This window comes from Myxococcus sp. AB025B (genome assembly GCF_006518215.1).
Taxonomy (GTDB): domain Bacteria; phylum Myxococcota; class Myxococcia; order Myxococcales; family Myxococcaceae; genus Myxococcus; species Myxococcus fulvus.
In genome coordinates, this window is record NZ_SRLW01000573.1 from 1 (window position 1) to 2,189 (window position 2,189).

Genomic DNA, 2,189 nt, shown 5'->3' on the forward strand with positions numbered 1-2,189 from the left:
CGAAGGGCTCCGCGCGCATCCGGGCGGAGCTCTCGTGCACCCCCACCCGCGCCCAGCCCCTGTTCCCGCGTCGGTACACCTCCAGGCGACACCGGGCCGGGTCGATGAGCCAGACGTGCTCGACGCGGGCCTGGTGATACGCCTGCATGCGTGAGGAGAGATCCCCGCTTCGTGGAGAGAGCACCTCGCAGACCCAATCCGGCGCGGGCGTGAGCCAGGGGGTCTCAGGCTCGGGGGGCTCCGGCACCTCCGCCCGTCGCCAGGCCGCCAACGGGGGAACGACGACGCCCGACTCCAGGTGCAGCTCCGGCGTCTCCAGGAACCACCAGCCCCCCGGACCACCCCGGGCCCAGTCGAAGGGCCGCACGAGCAGCGCGCCCAGCCGACGCACCAGCGGATTCAGCTCTACCGCCGCGCGGGGCATGGGCGCGGGCCACAGCGCCTCGAGCGGCTCCGCCACCCACGGCAGGGGCGGCGCCTCGATGTCCTCATACGTCCTGGGCTTCTTTCCTCGGATGTCTCCCACGCCTGCCTCCGTCGATGGGACGCCCAGCGTCCCTCGCGTGACACCCCACTCCACAGGGTGTCGACCTGATACGTAGGCAGTCTAACGCCCGGTCTGACATGTCGGGTCCACCGCCCCCACCGTCGCGGCTACGACCCCGTCTTGCGCTTCTTCTTGGGGGTGAACGCGTCGCTGCGCGGGTGGAACTCGTCGTAGACCGAGCGCAGCCGGGCGCTGTTCACGTGCGTGTAGATTTGCGTCGTGGCCAGGTCCGCGTGACCGAGCATCTGCTGCACGGCCCGCAGGTCCGCGCCGCGCTCCACCAGGTGCGTGGCGAACGAGTGCCGCAGCTTGTGCGGAGACAGTGGCTTGAGGATGCCCGCCTTCAAAGCGTAGCGCTTGATGAGCTTCCAGAATCCCTGCCGGGTGAAGCCTGAGCCCCGGGGCGTCACGAACAGCGCCCGCGCCTCGCGCCGCCCGAGCATCGCCGGACGTGAGTTGGCCAGGTACTCGCGGACCTTCTCCACCGCCACGCGCCCCAACGGGACGACGCGCTCCTTGGCGCCCTTGCCCTTCGCGACCAGATACCCCGCGCTGAGCTGCACGTCGTTGACGCCCAGGCCGCACAGCTCGCTGACGCGCAGCCCCGTGGCGTAGAGCACCTCCAGCATCGCCTTGTCCCGAAGCCCCGCGGGAGAGCCCTCGTCCGGCGCGGCGAGCAGCTGCTCCACCTCCTCGAGCGTGAGGAACGAGGGCAGCTTGCGCGCCGAGCGCGGCGTGTCCACGTCCTCCGTCGGGTCCTTGTCCGCCAGCCGCTCCGCGACGAGGAACCGGTGGAAGCCACGCAGCGCGGCCAGGTGTCGCGCCTGGCTGCGCTTGCCCAGGCCGCCCTTCGTCAGCGCCGACAGGTGCGCCGTCACATCCTCCTGGCGCGCCCGCGTCACATCGTCGACGCCGCGCCCGCGCAGGTCCTCGAAGTACGCGGTGAGGTCCGCGGCGTAGGCATCCACCGTCTTGCCGGACAGCCCGCGCTCGGCGCGGATGAACGCGATGAACGCGTCGAGCAAACCTTCCATGGCCTTCAGGCTAGCGGAGCCTCGCGCCGAGGCAATCCAACGCCCCCAACTTCCGGGGCGCGCCCCTCAGCCATGGGGGCCGCCCGCGGCACCCTCCGTCGTGGAGGCGCGCTCCAATGCCTGCACCACCCACGGCCAGCCCACCAGGATGTTCCCCGGCGAGCGCAGGCAGGCATCCGCCACCGCCAGCACCTCCGCCGGCCGCGAGCGCACCGCCAGCGCCAGGTGCCGGCTCAGGAACGGGTGCGGCAGGTAGCTCAGGTTGTGGTGGCGCACCGGCACCCAGTGCAACGTCGGGCGCCCCGTCCACCGCTCCACCGCGTACGCCGCCGCCGACGCGAGCACCTCCAGCGCGTACAGCGGCAACCGGAACGCGCTCACCAGGAAGGCCACCAGCGCCGACGCCGCCACCGCGCCCGCGAACGACACGTTGGCCTGCCGGCTCCACACCAACATGGGCACCACGCTGGTGACGATGGCCGCCACCTGCACCCGCCACACGGACGGGCCGCGCCCGCCGCTGATGCTCGCGATGCTGCCCACCGACAGCCCGGACACCATGCCCAGGCCTGTCTCTTATACAATCTGACGCTGCCGACGAAGCTAGA

The 2,189-nt window shown here is 71.6% G+C and carries 3 protein-coding genes; all 3 read right to left on the reverse strand.

The window, feature by feature from the left end:
• A partial coding sequence (locus FL311_RS42695) for a Uma2 family endonuclease (RefSeq protein ID WP_141333359.1) occupies positions 1-526 on the reverse strand: 526 nt, incomplete at its 3' end.
• Positions 527-654: 128 nt separating this feature from the next.
• Complete coding sequence (gene xerD, locus FL311_RS42700; RefSeq protein ID WP_141333361.1) at positions 655-1,581, reverse strand: site-specific tyrosine recombinase XerD; 927 nt, start codon at positions 1,579-1,581, stop codon at positions 655-657.
• 66 nt (positions 1,582-1,647) lie between these two features.
• Positions 1,648-2,142, reverse strand: a complete 495-nt coding sequence (locus FL311_RS42705) for a hypothetical protein (RefSeq protein WP_228557469.1) — start codon at positions 2,140-2,142, stop codon at positions 1,648-1,650.
• Positions 2,143-2,189 lie beyond the last annotated feature (47 nt).